Consider the following 18,585-nt stretch of genomic DNA (forward strand, 5'->3'; position numbering starts at 1 on the left):
TTCATTGAAAAGCATCGTTCCGAATTTTCAATGGAGAAGATGTGTCAAACGCTTGAGGTTTCCCGGAGCGGTTACTATAAATGGTTACTTGGAAAAGAGGCGGTGAATAGCTACCAGAAGCGCAGAACTGCGCTCTTAGCTCGAATCACGTTCATATTTCATGACCATTTTGGTAGGTATGGCAGCCCTAAAATCACAGAGACACTCGTGCGTGAAGGCTGGACGGTATCTGAACGACTAGTTGGTTCACTAATGAAAGCCAATGGGCTTCGTTCCTGCGTTTCTAAGAAGTTTCGAGTGAACACGACGGATTCAAACCACGATTCACCGATTGCACCTAACTTGCTAAATCAAAATTTTCAAACAACCGCACCTAACAAAGTCTGGGTCACTGACATTACCTATATTCCGTGCCGTGAAGGCCGGTTGTATTTAGCTAGTGTTTTAGATCTTTACACGCGCAAAATTGTAGGTTGGAAGCTCGGAGACCGCATGACAACAGAGTTAGTCCTGGCTGCACTAGACCAAGCTTATGTGGCGCAGCAACCCCCAGTAGGGCTTGTGCATCACTCAGATCGAGGCTCACAATATGCCTCGGAAGATTACCGCGAAAGACTTGAAACCTACAAAATGAAAGCAAGTATGAGCCGAAAAGGCAACTGCTACGATAATGCCTGCATCGAATCCTTCCACAGCGTATTAAAGAAGGAGTTTGTTTACTGTACGAAATTTTGGACAAAGGCACAGGCTCAACAGGACATGTTCGAGTACATTGAACTCTTTTACAACCGTAAAAGAATCCATGGTTCTTTGGGCTATGTCTCGCCTGATCGATTTGAAGAACTATATTACAAAAGCGTTAGTTAATTTCTCTTAGTAGGTGTCTACTTTCTTGACAGAGGTCCAAATTGATGATTGGTTTGAATTTTATAAATTCATTAATGCATTTACAGCAAAGACTTGGATATTTAGAGGTCAAGGATCAAGTAATTGGAACCTGACATCAAGCCTGTTTAGAGAGTTAGAAAGGGCAAAGGATTTGTATCAAAATAATGGGCTAGAATGGCAGAAGAAGAAGAATAGGTATGAAAATGAACTAATACGAATGTTTAAATCACAGGCGCATCTGTACTTCAACTTAAACCCAGATAATCATCTTGATTTTATAAAAATACTACAAGATTCTCCAAATAATGAATACATTTTTAATAGATTAGAATGGTTATCGCTAATGCAGCATTATGGCGCACCTACTAGATTGCTTGATTGGACGTTTTCTCCGTACATAGGGTTGTTTTTTGGTGTTGAAAATACAAAAGAAGATTTTGTTTTGTACGCTCTTAATATTGAATACATAAAGAAAAAAAATATAGAGGTTATAGGTGAAAAGGAGGAATTATTAGAGAAACTATTTGCTATGAAGAGTACTGATTACTTTGTTTATCCTTATGAGCCACAAATTAGTAATGAGAGAATAGTACGCCAACAAGGTTTATTTTTAGTGCCTAGTTCAAATTACAGAACATTTGATTTTTTATTATCACAGTATGATATAAATGATGGTAATTGCGACACAGGTGAAATAGTGGCATATAAATTTATTTTCAAAAGTTCTATGATAATTGAGTGCATTAGGAATTTAAGGATGATGAACATTATCCCTGATTCATTATTCCCAGGAATAGAAGGGTTTTGCCGCTCGTTCAAGTTACATCTTTTTGACAAAGCTAGTAATTTAAAAAGGATATATTAGTTTTGATCGAGAGTAGGTAGTTAAAGATGTAACCAAAAACGAATGTTATTAAGAACTATCGCACCGATGCATCAAAGCATATATTTAGCTCAGTGTGCGGTACAAAATTCGTATCAAAATCAAGTTCTGAATATTGTCTTAAAACGAATTTGACAAAACTAAATTGTGACAAGTTCGGAAAACGGCTTAAACCCAAGTGTATCAAGGGTTTCAAGCCTTTTTTATTTAATAATATCCAGGCTGGACAAACCTATTTGACATATAGTAAGCTGCTGCTGGGCTTATGACAAATAAGGAGATGGTAGCTTTGGAGTTAGTGCAACCTTTACGTGAGAAGCGAAAGATTGATGCCATGAAGAAAGTTATGTCGGATAACAAGCGTGATTTATTGATGTTCGTATTAGGAATAAATTGCGGTTTGAGAATTAGCGACATTTTACTTATGAAAGTTGAGGATGTGCTTGACTCCAAAGGTAAACCTAAGTCTTATTATGAATTACGTGAGAAGAAGACGAACAAGTTCAAGAGATTTGTATTTGCGGAGAATGTGCAAAAAGCAATTAGCGAATATCTTAAGGGCTACAGCGGCAGAGCAGACAGACCGCTGTTTGCTTCAAGGAAGACTAACAAAGGTGAGAGTAAAGCTTTATCTCGTCAGAAGCTTATAACATCATCAATGACGCAGCAAGATATGTTGGCGTAGAGGATAACATTGGAACACATACACTTCGTAAGACGTTTGGCTACTTTGCTTATAAAGCAGGAACAGATATTGTATTGCTTCAACAGATATTTAATCATTCATCTCCATCTGTGACGTTGAGATATATTGGTATTTTACAAGACGATATGGATAATGTGATTATCAATTTGAATTTGTAATAATGACCAAGCATCCTAATGTAGGGTGCTTTTCCTTGTTCTATAAGGTAACAGGGGGGCTAGTTAAAATCATATAGATATTGGGTTTTTCGCCTGAGGGGGTATGCACTCCAGTAACCAGAGATTGTACCTCATTTCAACGACATTGATTTTGGAGGAATGAATTTGAGATTGCACACTAAGATTTTAATACAATTCCAAAAGAATAAATGCTATAATTTGGAAAGTGAATCATTTGGGGAGGTTGCTGTTTATGAGTCGTATTGAAATAAAGACAATTATTGAATACAAGCAACGAAAAAGTCAATCCAACGGATTCATTGTTATTACTGATAAGCCCTTAAGAAAAGTGATGCTACATAGAACAACTTGTCAAAACCTTGAGGATAGGTACTTCAAGCAAAAGGTAATTGACAATAATAACAAAAACGGTAATTACTTTTGGATTGATAGTATGGTTGAAGCAGATGATTTAAATGCGGAATGGTGTCTGCATTGTAAATAGTTGAGATGTGTTTAGTTAGGAGAGCAATATGGAACTTAATCAAGATGGTTATGTTAAATTGTCTTTGCTTCATGAACGAAATAACAGGACTACAACAAGGGACAATTGGTTTGAGGTTTCTGAACTAATTTTTAAGAATCATCCACTAGAGAACAAGAGTGACTTTATCAAAATAATTGCATTTGCATATTCTTGGATGCCTACAATTCCAAAGCTTGTTGGGGATATTGATTGGGAATATGTTCATCCTGCACTATTAGAACTTAAGAAGGGCAATATGGCAATTCGATTAGACTTACTAAAGATACTCGTACCTTATATAAATAATTCAATTGTTGGTACATCTAAAGTATTACATTATATTGCTCCTGAGTATGTTCCAATTATTGACTCCAGGGTAATCAATTCATGGACAAAATTATTTAACTCACAATTCGAAAAAGAGATGAATCATAAGCATAAGCGGTTTACAGCGTATCTTAGTTATTGGGATGACCTTAATTTGTGGCATTCAAACTTGAATGAAAGAGTAAGGTTAAGAGAATTAGAAAGTATGTTATATGGGATTGATGGGAACATAGAATTAGATTAAGTCGTTTAGAGCATCCAGCTAAGGTTGGGTGCTTTTTTCTTGTATCCATAAGGGAACAGGGGGCGTACTAAACATCTAATATATATTGTGTTTATCCCCAGACCCCCTATGCACTCCCAGGCAGCGACATTAAACTCAATTGCACGATAATTATTAACAATAGCCGATAATAGAATGATACAATAGGAAAAAAAAGGGATTCATGTAGGAGGTGTGTATAAGTGAAACAATATAACTTAAAGGAATTAAGAGAGGAATATATTGGTCAATATGCATGACTTACGATTGAACGTGAAATAGAGGTAAGAGTTAAAATTATTGATCTAGAAATTGAACAACCTGAGTTAGTTGGTAATCCAATCATCGTTGAAATTGTTCCTGTAGATGGATTTGGATCAAAATGGGTAAGTCCGCTTAGATTGAATTTTAATCGAGCTACTTATGAGAATAAAAGCGAAATAGAGATAGATCCAAATGCATACCCACTAGAAAACTTTTTTAAGGAGGAAGATAACTAATATGGGGATGTTTTCAGGCACTGTAACATTAAACAAGAAAGTGATATTGATAGGGACAATGATATTTCTTTTTACGAGTGTAGTAAGTGCATCTAGTATAAATGGGGAGTTTGAGGGGAATCCCATTGTCAAAGTTAAGCAAAATGGCAAAGAATTAAATGTTCAAGATGTTCCAGCTGTTATATTGAATGGAAGGACTATGGTTCCGATTTACATGCTAGAACAGTTGGGAGCAAGTGTGGAATGGGATTCCAAAAGCTATAGCGTTGATGTTAATAATTCGAATAGAATGTTTAAGGTCTTAGAGTGGCTTTATGTCAATAATGTAAGAGACGTATATGCTACTAGTAGTGTCAGACAATATGATGAAATAGATGCTAGTTTTTTAGTGACTGATGAAAATTATATTTTTTCCACTTCAAAAATTGAGGATATTTTGTACAATCTGTCTCTTACAAATGCAGAAACTTTCTTATTATGGGTAAAAATTCCTGGCTCAAATAATGATAAAAAAGTATTGGGGTCTTTTAGAGGTCAAACCAAAGACGTATTAGATTTTTACGCTGGAAAAATAACGGATACTGAACTTTTTCAAAAAGTTACATTCACTGACTTAACACATAAAGGTAATGAAAAAATGTTTTTGTCCTTGATGATAAATTCGAAGTATAGAGCAGCAGAGAAAGGAAACACAGCACCATTCCCAGTAACGACACCAGTACCAACGTCAATACCAACACCAACATCTTCTACTTTTTCGACGATAGAGAGTAAAATTGATGGAGATTTTGAAGGATATGATAGTGACAATATTTACAAACTATTGAATGGTCAAATATGGAAGCAGACTTCTTTTAAATACGGTTATCATTATTCTTTCATGCCTGATGTAATTATCTATAGTAGTGGTGGAGTTTATAAGATGAAGGTTGATGGAATGGATGATTCAGTTACGGTTGAGCGTTTGAAATAAATAACAAATTGAGCATAGACGTAATTTGTTCTTCTATTTTTGTGATAGAAGTGTTAAAAACAGGGGGATAAATTATGAAGTATAACAATATTGATGATTACATATGCAAAGTTAAAGAGATAAAAGCATCTATAATGAATATTAGTGGTGACCAATATCTAAATAATCATAAAAGGACTTTGCTATTTAATTTGTTAGATATGCTTTCAAAATGTATTTATCCATTGGAAAGGAAGAATGGATTCCGATTTGTTCAATTTATAATAGAGTATTGTGAATGGGAAGATGCTCAACGTATCAGTTTACAACAGCTAATACTGTTACTAACTAATAATTCAGAAGAACGATATGCTTATTTAAAGGAATATGCAATTGATGAAATAAGGAGATTCCCTTCTTCTACACCAGTTCCTTTTAGTTATGACCCAACTATTAACCAAATAGAGAAATATTTCGCTAAGGGAGAAAGAAATATTGAGGGAATGCCAGTAGAGAATTTAAGGCACGTAAATTTATTATGGAAATTAAGGAATAGTTTAACTCATGAAATGAGAAGTATTGGTGCAACCCCCCTGTTCGATAAAGCTATACCACATTATATTCAATATCAAACAATGAGTAGAAATGAAGAAACTGGTGAGATTAGTATAAATAATAAAGTCTGGGAGATCTGTTATCCAGTTGAATTTTATAACCAGATGATTGACAAGGCAATAGAAAACGTAAGGAATTATTTAGAAAACAACAACCTTAATCCTTTCGATAGTTACAGTTTTAGGATTAAATAAAAATGGAGTCTCAGAAAGCACATATACAATGATGTGCTTTCTTTTTTATTTAGTACACCTTTATATATGTATATTTGCTTGGCACAGGGGAGGGGGCTAGTTTAAATACTGAGCAAATACCTACTATTTCTAGACCCCCTATGCACTCCCAGCCAGCGACTCTAATCTCGATTTGCACGATAATTTATTTGCAATGGCTTAATATGAGTGTATTCAGTGATGTAAGGAAAATCTTACAAATTTAAAGAGGTATTTATTTACTTTTGTCGAATGGGATTACTAAATGTCTGAATAGAGGGGATTGATGGGGGAATATGTCTACAAATCAAGAACATGAAAGTAATAAAATGTTAAAAGTTTTAGATTTCTGTTACGAAAAAGCAATTAATGGTATCCCTAAGTTTGATTCAGCGGTGGAAATGGCTGAGGATTATTTGTCGAAAAATAATGGATCTGTAGAAGATGCTATAAAATCCCTTGTTCGTTATCAGAACGCTAAGGCGATAACCGCTGGCTTTTTAACTGGTCTAGGTGGACTAATTACATTACCTGTTGCATTGCCAGCAAACATGGTTAGTGTGCTTTACGTTCAAATTAGAATGATTGCTGCAATAGCACATTTGAAAGGCTATGATTTGAAAAGCGATCAGGTCAAAACATTAGTATTTGTTGCTGTAACTGGAAATTCAGCAATGGAGATATTAAAAAGTTCAGGTATCATCATTGTTCAAAAAATGATGACAAACTATATTAAAAATAAGTTATCATCTGAAATTATCAAGATAATCAACAAGAAAGTTGGATTTAGATTAATCTCAAAAGAAGGCACAAAAGCACCTATTGTTTTAACTAAAGCTGTCCCTGTAATAGGAGGGATTGTTGGCGGAGCAAGTGATGGCATAAGCACAAATATAATTGCTAACACAGCTAAAAAAATATTCGTCTAATAATTGATTTCTAGTCATTTAAGAAGCTTCCATGAAGAGAAGCTTTTTTCTTTGCGTTTCTATGAGATAAGACCTACAAAATATTACATTTTTCTCTACAAACGAAAGATCACATGGTACAATTTAACTATTCAACCAGTTAAGGTGCATTAGAGTATTCGTAATTGAGACAAAGAATTATACTGGTTGGATTCTAGGTGATGAAAGAGCAGATTACTGGACTCAAGTCATCTACAAGCGGAAGGAAAGGCTGTACAATCCACTTAGACAAAATTATGGACATTTTCAAGCCTTAAAAGCATTGCTTGTAGAATATGAAGAGAAGATATTCACTTCCATCGTATGCTTTAGCGCTAGGGCTGACTCAAATAAGAACTATTAGTAAATACATGGAAATTGCTCAAGGTAAAGATGATGTTCAAAAGATATATGATTGCATTAAATAGGTTAGTATAAAAGATGGAAATGAAGTGAGGAGTATTAATGAGTAAAATAATTAATGAATTATCAGTTTTGGTTTCTAAACAAAAATTAGTTCCATTTATAGGTGCTGGTTGTTCTGTATCAATGATGCCTGACTGGGACTCTTTGGTTAATGATATGAGGCAAGAGGTAGGTTTAACATCAGAAACAGATCATTTGCTAATCGCTCAAACATATGTGGATACATTTGGCAGAGAAAAGTTTTGTGAGTTTCTAAAGAATAAGTTAGAAATAAATGAATTTGATGATGAAAAGGGATATATTCACTTAACTATAATGAATATGGGGGTTCCTGCCATATACACAACAAACCAAGATAACGTGATGGAAAAAGGATATGAGAAGTATGGTAAGAAATTCAGGATAATAATCGAAATTAACGACTTTGCGGAAGTAAAATTATCTGAGCAACTCTATATTAAATTTCACGGTGATCTTAATAAACCAGAGTCAATAATATTTACAAAAGAAGATTACGAAAAGCGCATTAAAGAAAATGAAAATGCGCTTAATATCAGGTTACGATCTGACTTAATCGCTAAAAATTTATTTTTCATTGGTTATAGTTTTAGGGATAATAATATTCAACAGATGTTTGATGAGCTGAACTCAGCTTTCTTTGGAAGATTGCCAAAATCTTATATGGTAGCCTATAGATATAGTGATCGTTTACAGGGGTTATGTGATAATTATGGAATAACATTAATTGATCCAATGAAAGAGATTCCGAATTCAAGTGATCCTGACTTAGCATTTAGGGATTTTCTGCGACTATTAATAGAAAATGCAAGATTCAAAAAGTTTGAAGACGATTTGAGTGATTTCTTTACTTCACCCCCAAATGTACCTCGAAAAATTATTAGTAAACTGGAAATTGAAATATTAGAAAAAACAATTAGAGAAAAAGAATTTAGAGTTGGCATTAATTCATTCAGAGAAGTGTGTGACTTGGGAGTAATTCCTCAAGATATGGAGAATGAAATTGTAAATATGTTTATTGAGTTGGCTAAAAAGGTGAAAACTGATGATGAAACTCAAGAATTAAATGCTGCTAATTTTAATTTGAAACTAACTGATCCATTTAGTAAAGCAATTATAATAGCTGTGATAATGTCAGTATCAAATGTTAGACAACCAAAGTCTAAATATGGTACAGATCATTTCATTATTACAAATGTGAATGGTATTAGTGAAAGATTGTATAGTGTAATCGCAGCAAGAGCAATTAAATTTGTCTATGATTGGGGATGGGAGCCCACACCTCCACTAGTATCGAATATATGGCGTTGGATTGAACAAGGTATAGACTTTGAATTAATGCCACCAAACATTCAAAACTATATTACAGGAATGGTTGACAAACTAAATCAAGATTGTCGAACAGTAGCTGAAAATCCTATTAAAAGGCAGCAACGACTTAAAGAGTTTAAGTTTCAGTCTGATGAAGTATTACAGGAAGAAGAGATTGAATTGATGAATGCTGTTATTAGCAGTTGATATTAGACATGATTTGGGAAATTTACGACGCTCGTGAGTGTTGCGTTCTGGCTCTTCCATAAAATTCTTCTTTCATGTAGGAACAAGTAACTGCAAAGAACGAAAACAGACGCTTCAGGATTGATTCCTGTGCGTCTGTTTGTGTTGGTTGTGTTTGCGACTCATCACTTTTCCAGTCGGTCAAACGTTCCTAACACTTCCTTTACCACCTTCAGTCGCATTTGCACTTCTTCCAGTTTTCTTCCGACTAATAATGAATGAAAAGCGTCAGTTAACAATTTCCTGTCAGTACGTGCTTCAATTGACTCAATTCCTTCGGTGCGGAATACCTCTATGGCATTAACCTCCAAAGCAATAAGTACCTTTTCAAGCGTTCCAAGGGAAATGTTGCGTTCCCCACGTTCTATATCCGATATGTATGTGATGTATACGCCTGAGTGACTCTTGTGTGTATCCTTTTCCTTTTCTTAATGTCCTAATTCGCTCTCCTACCAATTTGATGAAATCTGATGACATATCATCACTTTCCAAGAACAATCGTAGGTGAGGTTAGTATATGAAAACAGAGATATAAATCAGATATATCATTGTAAACTTCGTATTTATACGATAATATGAAATGTGACAAATTTTTCATACCATGGAGATGATTAGGATGATTCGAAAGACACTTGCATCATTAATTTGTATGGCATTAACTATTCCTACCATTGCTCTTGCCGATGGAGATAAGCCTATTTCAGTATTCGTTGACGGGCAGCAACTCAATTTTGAAGTACCGCCAATGATAAAAGATGGGTCTACACTTGTACCACTTAGGGCATTATTCGAAAAATTTGGAATGAAAGTATACTGGGATGCGTCCACTCAAACAATCACTGGAACAAAAGATGGATTAAATATCCAAATGCAAGTTGGGGAAAAAAATGCCACTGTAAATGGGCAATCTGTCACCCTTGAAGTACCTCCGACCATTATTGAAGGGAGTACACTAGTACCGCTAAGGTTTGTTGGCGAAGTGAGTGGAAATGAAATTGGTTGGGATGGAGTAAACCATAGGATTAATGTGACCACACATGGACAAATAAATTTGGGAAATACTTCAACAGAAACAACATCTAATGTAAAACAAACAGACATTAAGTATTTAGAACTTAGTAAACCTTACAAATCCGAAGAAAATGAAATGACCGTTACTGTTACGAAAATTGAAGTTGTAGATAAAGGAGGTTTCTACGAGTATAATTTTACATATGAGCAGAAGAACAATACGACTGATAAAGCTATTGATGAAGCAACCTTCAAGATATATTATGATAATGGGGATTCTGAACCTCAATATGGTTTTTTTGGTAAACTAATGCCAACAGAAAGTATTTCAAGAACTTATACTTTTAAGGCTACAAAAAGCCAAAAGGCATTTTGTTTGGAATATGGAACTAAAACATTTTTTAGCAAACAACCATCAACTAATACATTAAAGTGGAAAGTTTCACTTAACCCATAAATCTCTAATGTAACGTCAAAAGCCGCAGGATTCGCTCTGCGGCTTCTTTGTCTATTTGTTAGTGGTTTCGTTCGTCAAATTCAATCTCAACAAGTCTGATGAGTTCGCTGGGCTTCATGTTGAATGCTTTTGCAAGTTCAAAGACTGTTGTCAATGATGGTTGGCTATTTCCACGTTCCAGCATAGAAATAAATGTTCTTTCAAGTGTAGAAATTTCGGCAAGCTTATCTTGTGAGAGGTCATGTTTAATCCTTAAACTCTTTAGCACTTTCCCAAAAATAGCTTCGATATGCAAAGGGGTAACTCCTTTTAGAAACCATTACCATTCTATGGTTCAATAGGTGTCTGCACACGGAACTATTCAAAATGGTTTAAATTTACATTAAACTGTGATGCATTAAAAATTATAAATGATAGAGTTACATTAAGATTTATGTGGAAGGGCAAAATATTAACGAAAGTAGAGTGTCATAAAATGAATAAGAAATGCAATCACCTAGTTATCATTGTTTTATTAGCTTTTATCGGCACAGGTTGTTTAGCAAAAGAACAATCAGTGCAGTCGAAAGTGAGTGAGCTGCCAAGCAATACAACTACACCCTTCTCAAAGGCACTAACTCTTACTAAAGAGAAAAGGTTCGACGACGCTGAACAAGTATTGCTAGTAGAAATCAAAGATGATCTAATGGCTAAGATCGATTACTTATCCCAAGATAAACAAGAACTTATGAATCTTTACTATTTCGTAGAAGTTAATAAGAACATACCATCTAACATTGATACTGCTCTAAACTTTTTAACTCAATTGAAGCCAATAAGTAACTTAGTTTCACAAGATGAGATCAATAAATTAACAAAAGAGTACGGGTCTAAGGTGAAATATCAAGATACGACAAAGATTGAGAACGGTGGCATATTAATAGGGATGACCAAAGATGAAGTTCTTCAGTCAAAATGGGGAAGTCCTAGAAGTATAAATAAAACTACTTCTGCAAACAAAGTCTCTGAGCAGTGGGTATACGCAGGTAACAAGTATTTGTATTTTGAGGATGGTAAGTTGGTAACAATTCAGAACTGATTCTGCTAAAGTGGGATTAGGAGTAGCCGATGGCTACTTCTTTTTTGTGTTAGCGGTAACAGCTTCGATTTGTCACCATTGTTCTATTAAGAAAAATTTTAAGGATTGGGTGACAAATCGTGTGGTGGTGTTTGAGCGTGAGAGTCGGTTTACGGATGCTGGTTTGGGATGGCGAATCACTCATAGTAGATGGTTCAATAGTTATGGTATGGGATAAGGATTAGCAAGTTTTAACGACTGTTGGTGGACGTTGAAGGTGGTGAAAGCATCGAAGAAGCATTGAATCGTGAAGCGATGGAGTAAGCAGGAATTGTCTTAGAATCAAATAGAAAACCTTTTGCATCGTGGTCGGATACATATGCCATTGAAGGTCGAGCAGACCGTATTCATATATTAAATTATGCCGAAGAAGTAGCAAAAGCGTTTTAATAAAAGAGAAGTTCCATTCAAAAGCACATCCAAGCGGTTGTGCTTTTCTTATGTCCAAATGAGCGTTAGAATTGCTTGTGGAACATTTTGGAAAGGGGAACGAGTGGAATGGGTTTATGTTTTAAGCTTGTATTGTGGGATACTCATTAACTTTGAAATAGTAAAATTCCATAATATGTGATAAGATATACGTATACAATTTCATACAAAATAGTGAGTAACATAAACGATGATAAATTAAGCCCGAGCAGTTGCTGAGTTGACGATGATTGCTCAAAACAACGTTACGTTATCCGATGACGCACAAGTACAATTCGATAAAATGATTGACGCTTTGGAAGATTTAGAGGATGTTCAACAAGTGTATCATAACGTGGAATAGGTTATAGTTGGAAAAAGCAGTGCGAGATCTAGCCTCGCACTGCTTTTTATTATGGTATGGATTCGATCATCAGGATAGGTTGGAAGTGCAGTGGTAATTGTTGGTAGAGAGCAATTCATCATTTACGAGATTCAAAAGTGAAGGAAAAGCATAAAGTTTCGGACTTCACTCATAGGAGAAATATTCCAATTAATAAGTAATAAAAAGCTTGCGCCTCTAGCATTTAGGGGCGCATTTTTTTGTATTATATGGTAATTTCCCCATGCGTACATCACTTTTTTAATCCCAAAATGCTGAAAAACGGCCCAAATTCCCCCCATTTACGTCTTTTTGATGTGCATGTAGACTAACTCTATTAGCGTTATACCTATTTGATAATAGAGAGTAAATAACAGTGAGGAGAGAAATTATGCGTATAAGTAAATGTAGCCAAATGACCTTAAAAGCTTTAGCTGGTTTGTTAGTCGTATCATCATTTCTTCCTTATCAAGCATTTGCTAATAGTCCTTCTCCACAACCAGAGAGTCTATTGAAAAATCTATCGATTGAGCAAAAGAAAGCGCTAACCGAAATTCAAGTCGGACGACCTGTCATTTCGCCAGAAATCAATCTGAAGAGTGCTGCATTGACAAATGTCATCATTGAATTTAAGCAGGCTCCTGCTAAGGTAGAAGTGATTAAGCAAGCGGCAGAGGGCATTCACATCTCACCTACAGCCGCGCAATCTCATGCAGAAGAAAATCATGACATATTTAAAAAGTTTGTGCAAAAAAAGCAAGGCAAGACGCCATCTATTTCTGAAATTAATCCATTTGTTATTGGTGAAAAGAACATACAAATTACAAGAGAGTATCACCATGCAATTAACGGCGTAGCCATGACCCTGCCAGGTTCTGATATTGAATCGTTAATGCAATCAGGCGTCGTAAATCGAATTTGGAAAGATAACGTCGTTAAGCTTGATCCGAAGGAAGCGGCCTTGTCATCTGCTCAAATTGAAGCACTGACCGAGCAACAAACCGATGAGAATCGTATTCCTTTAGATGGTATTGACGTTCTTCACGATAAAGGTATTAAAGGGACAGGGATCAAAGTTGGTGTCCTTGATACCGGGATCGACTATAATCATCCTGATTTAAAGGATGTGTATAAAGGGTATAAGGCTCAACGGAATGTTGATCCGAAGTCAATCGATCCAACAACAGTTAAAGGATGGGACTTCATCGATAACGATGCGGATCCTATGGAAACGACATACAGGGATTGGGAAGAGGCTGGAAAACCAGAAGGAGCTACTTATTTCACTTCTCATGGAACTCACGTATCGGGAACGATCGCTGGCCAAGGAAGCAATAACGTTGGTTCTCCCGCTTTAGGTGTAGCGCCGGAAGTTGATCTTTATGCTTATCGTGTATTAGGTCCCTATGGCAGTGGAGCTGAGAGTGGCATAATTGCAGCCATTGATAAATCTATTAAAGATGGGATGCAAGTCATTAATTTATCCTTGGGAGCCACATACAATGATCCACTAGCACCTGAATCTACAGCGATTAACAACGCAACGCTCTCTGGCGTAGTTTGTCTTGTGGCTGCTGGTAATTCTGGACCAAATGAGAGAACCGTAACTGTACCTGGCGTAACAGCGCTTGGGATTACAGTTGGAGCAAGCAATTTCTCCATGACCATTCCAACGGTATCTGCGACTGTCTATTCGACCGTTGCTACACAACTTCCGGATATGAAACTGCTAGCCAAAAATTTTACGGACAACCTTGAAGATTTAACAGGACAGACATTCCCTATCGAATTCGCGGGACTAGGTATGACTAATGACTTTGAAGGCAAGGACTTTACGGGGAAGGTTGCTCTAATTCAGCGTGGGGAAAATGCGTTAGATGAGAAAGTCGTTAATGCGAGAGCGGCTGGAGCGGAAGCGGTTCTCATGTTCAATAATGTCGAAGGCGAAATTCCGCATTATACAGGGCAAGGTCCTAAATTTATCCCTTCTTTCCGGTTAACTAGAGCGGAAGGGGAGTTCTTATTAGGATTAGATAGTTTGCCTACAATTACGTTTGGTCATGTTAGCAGTTTGACAACAGAAGGTAATCAACTAGCAGATTTTAGTGGAAGAGGACCGGTCAATACGAATTACGACATTAAACCGGATGTAATCGGGCCGGGTGTGGCTGTTTACTCCAGCTACCCAGAGTATATCAATAGTCCAGAAGATGGGATTGATTATTCGTCTGCCTATGCTCGTATATCTGGCACATCGATGGCTACGCCGCACATGGCAGGTATTGCCGCACTGATTTTGCAAAAAAATCCTACGTACACGCCTTTTGATGTAAAGGCTGCATTGATGAATACCGCAGATGCGCTGAATGGTACATATTCTGTTTATGAAGTGGGTGCGGGATTAGTTGATGTTGTCGAAGCGGTTTATGCGACTACTTCTATTAAAGTAATAGATAAGACGCTAAACGTAAACAATGAGGGCGAACTAGTCGAAATCGAAGATCCAACTGGCTCCATATTTTTTGGGAACCACGCGAAAGTTGTTAATAAAGCCGTAGAAGAGAGCAGACGTCTGAGCATTCAAAACAGAAGCGTTGAAAATAAACAATTTACGTTCTCCGTTGAGTATATGCCGGCTAAGCCTGGTGTACCGAATGCTGCAGCAAATGGTGTTACAGTTACGGTTCCAAACACGGTGAATGTGGCAGCCAATCAGTTGTTCGATCTGACAGCGAGCATTCAGGTGCCGGCCTATGCAGCATTAGGCAGATATGAAGGATATATTAACATTGTGAGTGCAGATGCTACACAAACAGTAGAGAAATATCGAATTCCTTTCGCTGTTCGTGTCGTTGAGCCAGGAATTGAGTATATACAATTAAGTAATCAGGCCATTATGACGGATATTCCTGAGATCATGCATCCATTTCAAGAAGACCCAATTAAAATATTGTTCTTTAAATTAAATAGTGCTATTCAAACCATCGATGTGCTCATTTCGGATAAAAACGGAAAAGTGTTGGGAAGTGCTAATGTTGGTACGCTTAATGCGGTTAATGTGCCGTTAGACCAAGATATATATATCTACCCCGTTGGCGGATGGGTGTATCCTTTAATAGGAGATCCTACTGATCCAACCATTAGCGCTGATGCTGTCAACTTACCTGAAGGTGCTTACACAATCAAGATGATTGCGACGGAAGCGAATGGTCACACATTTACAAAAGAACAAGCATTTGTTGTTGATAATACTTTACCTGAACTCAAATTCCTTGATTATGCACCAGGCGTTTATGAAGTTAGTGATGATATGTATACAGTTGAAGAGATAGATGGAAAAAGCCATCGTGCGCTCTGGGTGCATGCCAACGTACATGATACAGCGATTGAATCATTGGCCACATCAAAAATCACGCAATCCGCTAATCATTTGTACTATTATGAAAATCAAAATGTTTTCCCTGACGGAGAATTCCCAATTCAAGCGAACGGGAATGTGAAGTTCGGTGTGACGCCAGAGGATTTACAAGATCATCCGTTAACGATGAATGTATTCCCTATTGATATGGCTACAAATGCTCGTCTGATTCGAGATTTCCGTCACTACGGATTTATCAAAGCAGGCTCGGCATATGTTGTACCGCAGTACAACAAGAAAAAAGTGTATCTGGGTGATGAGATTACCATGACCTTAAACTTAAATAATGTTGAAAAGCTAATCTCAGGTCAATATACAGTAGCTTACTATAAGCATTTTAAATTTGTAGATGTCAAGGTAAATCCTGCTTTTCAAAAAATAGCTGCCCAAAAAGGCCTGAAGGTGAACGTGGATAAGCCAGTTGTAACGGACCACGATGTGTACGAAGCGAAACAAATGGTGAAAGTTGGAGCAACCATTTCGGGCAACAATTTCCATGGGTTTGATGGAGACAGTGCCTTCCTTGATGTCACGTTTAAATTAGTGGATGATAAGTGGTTTGGGGTAATCAAAGATACGATGAATATCGAGCAAAATATTGAAGAGTTTTTCTACAAGAAATATGGTGAAACTGTACAAACGATAGCACCTGTGTTTAATCAAATCAATGGATTTGATATTATTCCAAAACACTCAACAATTTCATCGGTAACTTGGGTGGAGGCCTTTCTAGATGAGAATGGTTACTTGGATTGGACGAAGGATTTAAGTGAAATTGGCTCTAAAGTGTTTGCGAAATCGGCGGATGGCAAAACGTATGAGGGAACTGTTGATCCAAGCGGCGTATTTTACATTGATAATCTCCCTGTCACGAAACAAGCTTATGAAGTCATTGTAGAGGTCCCAGGGCATTTGAGAAGTAAATTATCGGTCCAATTGAGTAAATCAGAAGGTGGCGAGCTGATCGGGACAAATCAATTGCTTGGACAATTACAACCGATTAGCTACGCCGGAGATGTGAATGGTGATGGGATGATCGACATTGAAGATCTCAAGAAAGTCGCCAACGCTTTCGGAAAATCCTCCAAGAAAGAGGACATAAATCAAGATGGAACGGTGGACGAGAAAGAAGTTCGTTACATTGAAAAGAACTTCCTGAAGATGGATCCTGATGTGAAAGGTAAGAGTAAACCGAAAGACAAAGACGGGAAAAAGGATTTGGCTTATTACTTGATTGAACTCGGTCTTAAGCCAATTAACTAGATTACAAGAAAATCAATTCACTTTATTCATCACTTTGGTTGCGATATCCAAAGCCTTATCGGGTTGATTCGTCTTCATGTAAAAGGCAAATAATTCTTTCTCCGAATTTTGGATTAGATATGTATTGCCCGATTCTCTAAACTTAGGTAGAGCTATATCACTTAAATAGACATGATACTCGTGTTCCCTATTCTGTATCGAGAGAAGGAGGAGCTGAAGCAGATGCATATAGAAGATTTCCTTCAGCTTCTTGGCTAGGGCTAGCCCATCTTTGGCGATTTGTATTAATTCTTCACTTGGCAGTAGATTCCCATGTAAACAACTTCGAATATATCCCTCCAAAGAAAGCAGGTATCCACCTGTTTTCTTTTCTTTTAAATTCATGGATTGCTGGTAGTACTTGCTGGCAAGCTTATAATTTTCTCTTCTCATGTACTCATAAGCCAAATTATGTAGAACTCTTGCTTTACGAACAGGTGCTTGGCAGATATCGCAACTTTGAATCAGCTTCTCAAACCGTCGAATGGTTTCTTTAAAGTCGCGGCTTTTCTCATCTTTGACTTGAATCAGCATCAGCATTTCGGCATCGATAATTCTTAAGAAGCTATTGATACCTTTGAAAAAAGCAAGTGATTTCTCAGCATAGAAGTAAGCCATGACGGGTGACTGAATGGCGTGATAGGCTGAGGCTAAATGATAATAGTACTCGGGATTATTGTAATCCTCATGAACAATCGCCGTTAACGTATCAATAGCTTTTAAGTACTCTTGTTTCGACATATAGTACATACCCATGACATGTTTGTATAAATTACTTTCATACAGGGGAAGTTGCTGAACATCCTTATGGAAGATTTTAATTACCTTGTAGGCTTTATCAGCTTGGTTGTGCATCAAATAGTAGCGGGCCTTCAGCAAGTTGTAAAGTGGTTGGTAGTCTGAGAGTTGGATAAGCGGTTCCTGTTCCAGTTCTTTATACAACACAGCCATTTCCTCAAATAGCTGCTCAATAATAACGTCATGCCAATGATGAAGACGTGTTCTTATATTTTTAAGCCGAATGGCTTCTAATGAAATATCGATTTGCATTCGTTTGGACAGAAAGGTGATAATCTCAGGTGAATATTCAGTAGATCCACGTTCAATTTTACTAATATGCGTGTCAGAGCAAATACCTCGCCCCAGTTGCTCCTGCGTTAATTGGGATTTCTCTCGATAGAATTTAATAATTTTCCCTTCATACATACTAAATTCCCCCAAGTTTCGTCGAAAGTGATTACGATCTCATTGTACATTAAAATAGGTGTAGAGGCACACTCGATTAGTTGGTATAAATTTCCATAATAAGGAGATTTCATAGTGCATTTTCTTTCTCGTTGTTAACTTTGATGGTTAAGACGATCCCTCCCATTGCCATCCCCCTGGGCCATCATTTATCCTAAAGAGATACAAAGAGCGTAATAAAAAGCAAGGTTCGCAAGAATGTCCCGTTTCGAGCCATGCTCGAGTGATTCTATAATGAAAACGTATCCAGTTGAATTAATAGGCGAAC

Annotated in this window: 17 protein-coding genes and 1 pseudogene; 15 read left to right on the forward strand and 3 right to left on the reverse strand. The window is 36.8% G+C overall.

Annotation, left to right across the window (positions count from 1 at the left end):
- The first annotated feature begins 3 nt into the window (after window positions 1-3).
- The 11 genes from ACSQ8O_RS15335 (at window position 4) to ACSQ8O_RS15385 (ending at window position 8,938) form a co-directional block, all read left to right on the forward strand.
- The gene (locus tag ACSQ8O_RS15335) at window positions 4-867 is read left to right on the forward strand and encodes an IS3 family transposase (protein ID WP_436241980.1); all 864 of its coding nucleotides are present in this window, start codon (window positions 4-6) and stop codon (window positions 865-867) included.
- Between the two features lie 25 nt (window positions 868-892).
- The gene (locus ACSQ8O_RS15340) at window positions 893-1,753 is read left to right on the forward strand and encodes an FRG domain-containing protein (RefSeq protein ID WP_436242404.1); all 861 of its coding nucleotides are present in this window, start codon (window positions 893-895) and stop codon (window positions 1,751-1,753) included.
- Between the two features lie 316 nt (window positions 1,754-2,069).
- Window positions 2,070-2,456 (forward strand): tyrosine-type recombinase/integrase, encoded by a 387-nt coding sequence (locus tag ACSQ8O_RS15345; protein WP_436242945.1) that lies wholly within the window; start codon window positions 2,070-2,072, stop codon window positions 2,454-2,456.
- An 8-nt stretch (window positions 2,457-2,464) separates the two neighbouring features.
- Complete coding sequence (locus ACSQ8O_RS15350; protein ID WP_436242946.1) at window positions 2,465-2,635, forward strand: tyrosine-type recombinase/integrase; 171 nt, start codon at window positions 2,465-2,467, stop codon at window positions 2,633-2,635.
- 253 nt (window positions 2,636-2,888) lie between these two features.
- On the forward strand, window positions 2,889-3,140 hold the full coding sequence (locus tag ACSQ8O_RS15355; protein ID WP_436242405.1) for a hypothetical protein: 252 nt from the start codon (window positions 2,889-2,891) through the stop codon (window positions 3,138-3,140).
- A 28-nt stretch (window positions 3,141-3,168) separates the two neighbouring features.
- Complete coding sequence (locus tag ACSQ8O_RS15360) at window positions 3,169-3,732, forward strand: hypothetical protein (RefSeq protein WP_436242406.1); 564 nt, start codon at window positions 3,169-3,171, stop codon at window positions 3,730-3,732.
- Between the two features lie 519 nt (window positions 3,733-4,251).
- On the forward strand, window positions 4,252-5,223 hold the full coding sequence (locus ACSQ8O_RS15365; RefSeq protein ID WP_436242407.1) for a stalk domain-containing protein: 972 nt from the start codon (window positions 4,252-4,254) through the stop codon (window positions 5,221-5,223).
- A 74-nt stretch (window positions 5,224-5,297) separates the two neighbouring features.
- Window positions 5,298-6,011: a hypothetical protein gene (locus tag ACSQ8O_RS15370; protein WP_436242408.1), complete on the forward strand. Its 714-nt coding sequence runs from the start codon at window positions 5,298-5,300 to the stop codon at window positions 6,009-6,011.
- 314 nt (window positions 6,012-6,325) lie between these two features.
- Window positions 6,326-6,958, forward strand: a complete 633-nt coding sequence (locus ACSQ8O_RS15375; protein ID WP_436242409.1) for an EcsC family protein — start codon at window positions 6,326-6,328, stop codon at window positions 6,956-6,958.
- 163 nt (window positions 6,959-7,121) lie between these two features.
- Window positions 7,122-7,340, forward strand: a complete 219-nt coding sequence (locus ACSQ8O_RS15380; RefSeq protein ID WP_436242947.1) for a nuclease-related domain-containing protein — start codon at window positions 7,122-7,124, stop codon at window positions 7,338-7,340.
- A gap of 101 nt (window positions 7,341-7,441) precedes the next feature.
- On the forward strand, window positions 7,442-8,938 hold the full coding sequence (locus ACSQ8O_RS15385) for an SIR2 family protein (protein WP_436242410.1): 1,497 nt from the start codon (window positions 7,442-7,444) through the stop codon (window positions 8,936-8,938).
- Between the two features lie 164 nt (window positions 8,939-9,102).
- On the opposite strand, the gene ACSQ8O_RS15390 is transcribed toward ACSQ8O_RS15385, so the two are convergent.
- Window positions 9,103-9,363 carry a helix-turn-helix domain-containing protein gene (locus ACSQ8O_RS15390; RefSeq protein ID WP_436242948.1) on the reverse strand — a complete coding sequence of 87 codons (261 nt, stop codon included), beginning with the start codon at window positions 9,361-9,363 and terminating at the stop codon, window positions 9,103-9,105.
- 230 nt (window positions 9,364-9,593) lie between these two features.
- On the opposite strand from ACSQ8O_RS15390, the gene ACSQ8O_RS15395 reads away from it, so the two are divergent.
- Complete coding sequence (locus ACSQ8O_RS15395; RefSeq protein ID WP_436242411.1) at window positions 9,594-10,445, forward strand: copper amine oxidase N-terminal domain-containing protein; 852 nt, start codon at window positions 9,594-9,596, stop codon at window positions 10,443-10,445.
- Between the two features lie 58 nt (window positions 10,446-10,503).
- Here the strand turns inward: ACSQ8O_RS15395 and ACSQ8O_RS15400 are convergent, their stop codons facing one another.
- Entirely contained in the window at window positions 10,504-10,740 is a 237-nt protein-coding gene (locus ACSQ8O_RS15400) for a helix-turn-helix domain-containing protein (protein WP_436242412.1), read from the reverse strand.
- A gap of 180 nt (window positions 10,741-10,920) precedes the next feature.
- Between ACSQ8O_RS15400 and ACSQ8O_RS15405 the strand changes: the two genes are divergently transcribed.
- The 3 genes and pseudogenes from ACSQ8O_RS15405 to ACSQ8O_RS15415 all read left to right on the forward strand — a co-directional run bounded on the left by ACSQ8O_RS15405 (window position 10,921) and on the right by ACSQ8O_RS15415 (window position 17,033).
- Complete coding sequence (locus ACSQ8O_RS15405; protein ID WP_436242413.1) at window positions 10,921-11,523, forward strand: hypothetical protein; 603 nt, start codon at window positions 10,921-10,923, stop codon at window positions 11,521-11,523.
- 679 nt (window positions 11,524-12,202) lie between these two features.
- Window positions 12,203-12,334, forward strand: a pseudogene (locus ACSQ8O_RS15410) (YebC/PmpR family DNA-binding transcriptional regulator); the annotation flags it as partial.
- A 409-nt stretch (window positions 12,335-12,743) separates the two neighbouring features.
- On the forward strand, window positions 12,744-17,033 hold the full coding sequence (locus tag ACSQ8O_RS15415; RefSeq protein ID WP_436242414.1) for a S8 family serine peptidase: 4,290 nt from the start codon (window positions 12,744-12,746) through the stop codon (window positions 17,031-17,033).
- Window positions 17,034-17,045: 12 nt separating this feature from the next.
- Here the strand turns inward: ACSQ8O_RS15415 and ACSQ8O_RS15420 are convergent, their stop codons facing one another.
- The gene (locus tag ACSQ8O_RS15420) at window positions 17,046-18,278 is read right to left on the reverse strand and encodes a helix-turn-helix domain-containing protein (protein WP_436242415.1); all 1,233 of its coding nucleotides are present in this window, start codon (window positions 18,276-18,278) and stop codon (window positions 17,046-17,048) included.
- Between the last annotated feature and the right edge of the window lie 307 nt (window positions 18,279-18,585).

Source organism: Paenibacillus sp. LjRoot56 (genome assembly GCF_964253335.1).
In the GTDB taxonomy this organism is placed as follows: Bacteria; Bacillota; Bacilli; order Paenibacillales; family NBRC-103111; genus Paenibacillus_E; species Paenibacillus_E allorhizoplanae.

What these genes read in the sequence shown, in the direction of transcription:
- ACSQ8O_RS15355 (WP_436242405.1), top strand. Translation starts at nt 2,889, where the DNA reads ATGAGTCGTATTGAAATAAAGACAATTATTGAATACAAGCAACGAAAA.
- ACSQ8O_RS15360 (WP_436242406.1), top strand. Translation starts at nt 3,169, where the DNA reads ATGGAACTTAATCAAGATGGTTATGTTAAATTGTCTTTGCTTCATGAA.
- ACSQ8O_RS15365 (WP_436242407.1), top strand. Translation starts at nt 4,252, where the DNA reads ATGGGGATGTTTTCAGGCACTGTAACATTAAACAAGAAAGTGATATTG.
- ACSQ8O_RS15370 (WP_436242408.1), top strand. Translation starts at nt 5,298, where the DNA reads ATGAAGTATAACAATATTGATGATTACATATGCAAAGTTAAAGAGATA.
- ACSQ8O_RS15375 (WP_436242409.1), top strand. Translation starts at nt 6,326, where the DNA reads ATGTCTACAAATCAAGAACATGAAAGTAATAAAATGTTAAAAGTTTTA.
- ACSQ8O_RS15385 (WP_436242410.1), top strand. Translation starts at nt 7,442, where the DNA reads ATGAGTAAAATAATTAATGAATTATCAGTTTTGGTTTCTAAACAAAAA.
- ACSQ8O_RS15395 (WP_436242411.1), top strand. Translation starts at nt 9,594, where the DNA reads ATGATTCGAAAGACACTTGCATCATTAATTTGTATGGCATTAACTATT.
- ACSQ8O_RS15405 (WP_436242413.1), top strand. Translation starts at nt 10,921, where the DNA reads ATGAATAAGAAATGCAATCACCTAGTTATCATTGTTTTATTAGCTTTT.
- ACSQ8O_RS15415 (WP_436242414.1), top strand. Translation starts at nt 12,744, where the DNA reads ATGCGTATAAGTAAATGTAGCCAAATGACCTTAAAAGCTTTAGCTGGT.
- ACSQ8O_RS15420 (WP_436242415.1), bottom strand. Translation starts at nt 18,278, where the DNA reads ATGTATGAAGGGAAAATTATTAAATTCTATCGAGAGAAATCCCAATTA.